This window comes from Streptococcus sp. VTCC 12886 (assembly GCF_049893425.1).
In the GTDB taxonomy this organism is placed as follows: Bacteria; Bacillota; Bacilli; order Lactobacillales; family Streptococcaceae; genus Streptococcus; species Streptococcus suis_AA.
Genome location: NZ_JBMVJB010000003.1, coordinates 111602 through 117827 on the forward strand (window position 1 = coordinate 111602; position 6226 = coordinate 117827).

Below are 6226 nucleotides of genomic sequence, written 5' to 3' on the forward strand. Positions count from 1 at the left end.
CCGAAACGAACTACGTTCGCCTATTTCCAACCTCCGAAGGTTCCCCGAACCTTTGGAGCAAGTCATATTTTGATTTTCATTGAGTATAATTCATTGAGTATAAATGGTTGTCGGCAAACTATTTTAATTTTCTTCAAATATTTTAGGTCGTTGAAATCATTTCAATAGAGCCCAAAAAAGTCGAATGTTTCCATTCGACTTTCTTAATCTTTCTGTTCGAGAGCACGGAGCATTTGATCAATTTTGTTTCCATACTCTATTGATTGATCTTTTTCAAAGACCAAATCAGGAATCTTATAAAGTGTCAACTTACGACCAAGTTCCCTTTTAATCGTTCCTGTTGCTTTTTCCAAACCAATCTGTGCTTTTTGATTGTCGGAAGCCAAATCACTCATTATTGTGTAGTACACTTTGGCCATCGATAAATCACCAACCATCTGAACATCAGTGATGGTTACACCTTGCACACGGGGATCACGGACTTTCTTTTGTAAAATCTCATTGACTTCACGCTTGATTTCCATCCCAACACGGTCTGTACGAAAATGGTTTGACATATTCTTTTCCTTTCTAACAGGATAGAAAATCTGAGTTGCCTCAGCTTGAATAATCCAAGTAAGACGAGACTAGGCAGAAGCTCAGTCTTACAAAAATCAAGATGAATAAATCATGAACTGTTCTTCAATGATCTTATTTTTTGATTTCTTCCATGATATAGGCTTCAATCGTATCATCAACTCTCAAGTCATTGTAATTTTCAATCATCAATCCACCTTCTTGAGCATTACCGACTTCTTTCACATCATCTTTATAATGCTTCAAGCTTGCTAATTGACCATCGAATACAACAACTCCATCACGAATAACACGAACACTTGAATCACGGGTAATTTTACCACGAATGACCATGAAACCACCGATTGTTCCAACTTTAGATACCTTAAAGGTTTCACGTACGATCGCTTCACCAATGATTTTTTCTTCGTATTCAGGATCAAGCATCCCTTTCATCGCATCTTCCATCTCTTCGATGACCTTGTAGATAATGCTATGAAGGCGTACTTCAACATCGTCAGTTTCGGCTTGACTGCGCGCTTCTGCAGTTGGACGAACGTTGAAACCAATAATTAATGCATTGGATGCCGCAGCCAAAGTGACATCTGATTCATTAATGGCACCAACTGCTGAATGGACGATATTCACTTTGACACCTTCTACTTCAATTTTTTGAAGTGATGATGCGAGTGCTTCTACAGAACCCTGTACGTCAGCTTTAATGATAACATTAACAGACTTAACTTCACCTGCTTTAAGTGTATCAAAAAGGTTTTCAAGACTAACACGTTGTGTTGCTTGACGTTGCTTGAGAAGGGCACGTTTTGCACGTTCTTCACCAGCTGCACGAGCAGATTTCTCATCTTCATAGACTGCAAAATGATCACCAGCCATTGGTGCTTCATTCAATCCTGTGATAGAGACAGGTGTAGATGGACCAGCAACCTTCACACGACGTCCAAGGTCATTGGTCATGGCACGAACACGACCAAAGGTATTCCCTGCAACAATTGGATCCTGCACATTCAATGTTCCTTGTTGGACTAGTAGGGTAGCAACCGCACCTTTTCCTTTATCCAAGTGAGCTTCAATAACTGTACCGATTGCGCGTACAGTTGCATCTGCCTTCAGTTCTTGAATTTCAGCAACTAACAGAACTGTTTCCAACAACTCATCAATATTTTGATTGAATTTGGCAGAGATTTCTACAAATTCAGATTCACCACCCCATGCAGTTGAGATAACTCCATGTTCTGCCAATTCACCAATCACACGCTCAGGATTAGCACCTGGTTTATCAATCTTGTTGATGGCAACAATAATTGGAACATTCGCAGCTTTTGAGTGATTGATTGCTTCAATCGTTTGTGGCATAACACCATCATCTGCAGCAACGACTAGAATAGTCAAGTCTGTAACAGATGCTCCACGCGCACGCATAGAAGTAAAGGCCGCGTGTCCTGGAGTATCTAAGAAGGTGATTTTCTTACCAGCTTCCTCAATTTGGTAGGCACCGATATGCTGTGTGATGCCACCAGCTTCCCCTGTAGCCACACGAGAATTACGTAGGGTATCCAACAAGGTTGTTTTACCATGGTCAACGTGTCCCATAATGGTCACAACCGGTGGACGTTCTGTCATTGCGTCCTCATTAAGATAGCCTTCTTCTACGAAGAAACGCTCGATATCTGCGTTATCGACCTCAACCTTTTCTTTCGGTTCAATACCATAATTAACCATGAGGAGCTCGATAGTATCTCCATCAAGAGATTGGTTCTGAGTTGCCATTACGCCCATAAGGAAGAGCTTTTTCACGATTTCAGCAGGCTCACGTTTGATCCGTTTAGCAATCTCAGCAACGGTCATGCCAGCTGTATATTCAAACTCCGTTGGCAATTCATGGAACTTGCGTTCTGTGACAGGCTTAATAGGCTGATTTGTCTTGCCTTTTTTGTTTTTCTTGTTGTTATTCCAGTTACTTGTTCTTTGATTTCTCACTTGATTTTGACTATTTCGATTTCTTTGTTGTTTTCTAGGACCATCTTCTTCGTCACCAATGAAGTCACGTTTTTTATTTGGTCGAGCATGTTTTTTAGGACGGGTATCTACAGTAGTTTCTGCCACTTGCTCTGATACTGTTGCAACTGGTGTAGGTTTCACAAATGGTTTGCTTTCTACAACCGGTTCTTCGAACTTAACTTCTTTTGGCTTCTTAGGTTGCTTCTTAGCTTCTTGAGCCTGACGGAATCGTTCTTCACTTGTACGAGCAAAATCTGCATTCTGCTCTGCTTTTAGAGCAGCTGCACGGGCTTTGAAATCAATCTTAGGTTTCTCAACCTTTTTGACTTCTTGTTTACGGCCGAACCCATTCTGTTGACCGGACCGGTTGTCCTGACGACGGTTATCTCGTCCTTCACGTCGGTCAGCAAAACGATTTTCCTTCCGATCTTCTGTTCGCTTGTCGTGACGTGGTTCGCGGGGATCATTTCGTTCATTTCGATCATTATTTGGTCGTCCTTGACCCTGTTGACGGTTATCACGACGTTCTTGACCATTCTTAGCTTGTTGACCAGCTTTTCCTTGTTGGCCTTGAGCTCGTTTAGCTGCCTGTTCTTTGGCACGTGCTTCACGCTCAGCTTTAAAGTTGCGACTCTGTGGTCGGTGCGCAGTAGTTTGTGTACCTGTTACTTTAGGCACTTCTTTTGATACTGGCTCTGAAGTAGCGACTTTTTCTACTTTTGCAGTTTCTACTTTTGGTACTTCCGCAACTCGAGTAACTGCTTCTACAGAATTAGCTTGGACTGGTTGCTTCGCTCCAAAACTTTCCGCCAGACGTTTTGCACTTGCATCATCCACACTAGAAGCGTGGCTTTTTACATCAAATCCCAATTCTTGAGCCTTAGCAACAACTTCCTTGCTGCTGACGCCTATTTCTCGGGCGATTTCATTCAATCTCTTCTTAGACAATGCCTTGTCCTCCTGTTCTATTCCATAATAGACCTCATCTTCTTTGTAAATCCAGCGTCTGTCACTGCAATGACTTTTCTAGCCTTGCCGACAGCTGCACTCAATTCCAGTGTTGAAAACACTGTTACAACTTCTACTTGATAGGTATGACTTTTATCTGTTACTTTTTTGCTTAAATTTCCAGCCGCATCGTTGGCTAAAAATATCAACTTTGCCTGCCCTTTTTGGATTGCTTCAACAACCAAGTCCTCACCAGAGGTGAGACGACCAGCACGCTGCGCCAATCCCAATAGATTTAAGATTTTCCGTCTCTTATTCGAGTCCAAGTTCTCTCCTCTTGACCTTATGATCAACATAGGCAATCAACTCATCATAAAACTCCTCAGCTACTTCCATACTGAAGGAACGGTCGAAAACATGACGTTTTTTCGCCTGAATTGCTTCCTCATTATCGAGCTTAATATAGGCTCCACGCCCATTTGCCTTGCCAGTTGGATCGATAAATACTTGGCCTTCTTTATTTTTTACAATACGGAGCAAATCCCGTTTGTCGATGATTTCACCGGACACCACAGACTTGCGCAAGGGTATTTTTCTAGCTTTTGCCATGGTTGCTCCTTTTGCCTTATTCTTGTTCTTCTGCGACTTCTTCTACAACTTCGTCCGTCGCATATCGCTCAGCTTCAAATGCTTCGTATTCTGATGCTGACTTGATGTCGATACGGAATCCTGTCAAATGTGCTGCCAAACGAACGTTCTGGCCACGACGACCAATTGCCAATGATAACTTATCATCTGGTACAACGACTGTAGCATGTTTTCCATCTTCAGTATCAAACAATACTTGATCAACTTCAGCAGGTGCAAGCGCATTGTAGATGAACTCAGCTTCGTCAGCTACCCACTCGATAACGTCAATATTTTCCTCAGTAGGAATCATGCGGTCATTCTTAGCATCATAACGAGCTGGATGGAATTTGCTAGTGATTTTCTTAATATTTGAACCACCACGACCAACGATAGTACCAATAGCATCTACATTTGGATTATGGCTACGAACAGCCACTTTCGTACGGTCTCCAGCTTCACGGGCAACACTCATGATTTCAACTGTTCCATCGTATACTTCAGGAATTTCCTGTTCCATGAGGCGTTTGATCATTTCTGGATGGCTACGGCTGACAAATACGTTAACACCACGACCATTGTCTTCTACCTTGTAGACATAGACTTCGATACGATCATGAGATTGGAAAACCTCACCAGGAATTTGATCCTGTTTTGATAACTGAGCTTCAATTGTACCAAGGTTGACATAGATAAAGCGATTGTCGAAACGCTCTACCGTACCTGACATGATTTCATTTTCATGTTGCTTGTAAGTATTGAAGGTAATGGCACGCTTTTGTTTGCGCATTTTTTCCATGATGGTTTGTTTAGCTGATTGAGCAGCCACACGCCCAAATTCCGCTGGGTCTTCTTGGAATTTAATTTTGTCACCCATTTCATAAGCTGATGAAATAGCCAAGGCATCTTTTAGACTAATTTCTAGTCGGCTATCAAATACTTCATCTACTACTTCACGAACAGTAAATACATGGAAATCGCCTTTTTTCTCGTCAAATTCAATCACTGCTGATTCTGATTGACCATAACGGCGTTTATAAGCTGAACGAAGTGATTCTGTTACAGCATCAATGATGTCCGCTTTGTTAATACCCATGTCTTCCTCTAAAATACTGAAGGCTTCTAGCATTTCTTTACTCATGTTGTTTTCCTTTTGCGCTCAAAAGGTCCTTTCTTAAAGTCTAAAATCCATTAACATACTCTAATACGATTGAGTATCGCAACCTATTACAATTTGACAGCCAATCGGGCCTTAGCCACCGTCTGGTAAGGAATCGTCGCTTCCTTCTTGCGGGTTTTATCCATATATTCCATAATCAGGTCTGTTCCATCAAAGGAGAGCAAAGTCCCTTCGAAAACCTTGATTTTATCAATTGCCTGATAGAGCTTGACATGGATGTACTTTCCAACTGCCTTTTCAACAGCATCTGCCGTTTTTAAAGGACGTTCCAAACCTGGACTTGTTACTTCCAACATATACTGCTCCGGAAATGGGTCCGGCTTAATCGTATCCAAAATTGGACTAATGACTTCTGACAAATCTGCCGTATCTTGAAGAGAAATCCCCCCCTCTTTATCGACAAAAATGGATAAAACGTAGTCACCGCCCATCTTACCATATTCCACATCTACCAACTCATACGGAGCTTGAATTGCGGGGGTAATTGCTGCTGTGACCAAATCAATAATTGATGACATAAACACCTCCTATTTCTGCAGTAGGTAGAAATAGGTTTCCAAATAGTCATCTCTACCATTGGATAACCATATTCCTTGTTTACCACACCCTATACACACACAACACCTTCTATTTACATGTATAAATCAGTGTATAGGGAAAGGGTTGACTGACGCCAACCCCCTTTCTCATTATTAACTCCTATTATTCTAACATATCTCTCATTACTTGTAAAGGAAAACGATGGAAATGAACTAATCTGCTATTCATTTTCACTCCTCAAAATCTTTTCTTTCTTTATATCCTCTTCATATCCTCTCCAGTTCTGTTGCAAAGTTTTCCAAAAAATCTATTTTAGTGTAAAATTGAGAAAAAAGACAGAGAGGACAGAGTAATGAA

General features: G+C 41.3%; 5 protein-coding genes and 2 pseudogenes. All 7 read right to left on the minus strand.

Going from position 1 to position 6226, the window contains the following annotated elements:
- Positions 1–203: 203 nt before the first annotated feature.
- The gene (rbfA, locus tag ACPC57_RS01820; RefSeq protein ID WP_130555594.1) at positions 204–557 is read right to left on the minus strand and encodes a 30S ribosome-binding factor RbfA; all 354 of its coding nucleotides are present in this window, start codon (positions 555–557) and stop codon (positions 204–206) included.
- 133 nt (positions 558–690) lie between these two features.
- Positions 691–2883, minus strand: a pseudogene (gene infB, locus ACPC57_RS01825) (translation initiation factor IF-2); the annotation flags it as partial.
- A 521-nt stretch (positions 2884–3404) separates the two neighbouring features.
- Positions 3405–3522 (minus strand): annotated as a pseudogene (locus ACPC57_RS01830) (translation initiation factor IF-2 N-terminal domain-containing protein); the annotation flags it as partial.
- Positions 3523–3539: 17 nt separating this feature from the next.
- A complete protein-coding gene (locus tag ACPC57_RS01835; protein WP_254620737.1) occupies positions 3540–3848 on the minus strand; it encodes a YlxQ-related RNA-binding protein in 309 nt (102 codons plus the stop codon).
- Positions 3835–4131 carry an RNase P modulator RnpM gene (gene rnpM, locus ACPC57_RS01840; RefSeq protein WP_024396619.1) on the minus strand — a complete coding sequence of 99 codons (297 nt, stop codon included), beginning with the start codon at positions 4129–4131 and terminating at the stop codon, positions 3835–3837. The genes ACPC57_RS01835 and rnpM overlap by 14 nt, the downstream gene beginning before the upstream one ends.
- Before the next feature lie 16 nt (positions 4132–4147).
- Positions 4148–5290 (minus strand): transcription termination factor NusA, encoded by a 1143-nt coding sequence (gene nusA, locus ACPC57_RS01845; RefSeq protein ID WP_217374650.1) that lies wholly within the window; start codon positions 5288–5290, stop codon positions 4148–4150.
- An 86-nt stretch (positions 5291–5376) separates the two neighbouring features.
- A complete protein-coding gene (gene rimP, locus ACPC57_RS01850) occupies positions 5377–5847 on the minus strand; it encodes a ribosome maturation factor RimP (protein ID WP_217374649.1) in 471 nt (156 codons plus the stop codon).
- Positions 5848–6226: the final 379 nt, after the last annotated feature.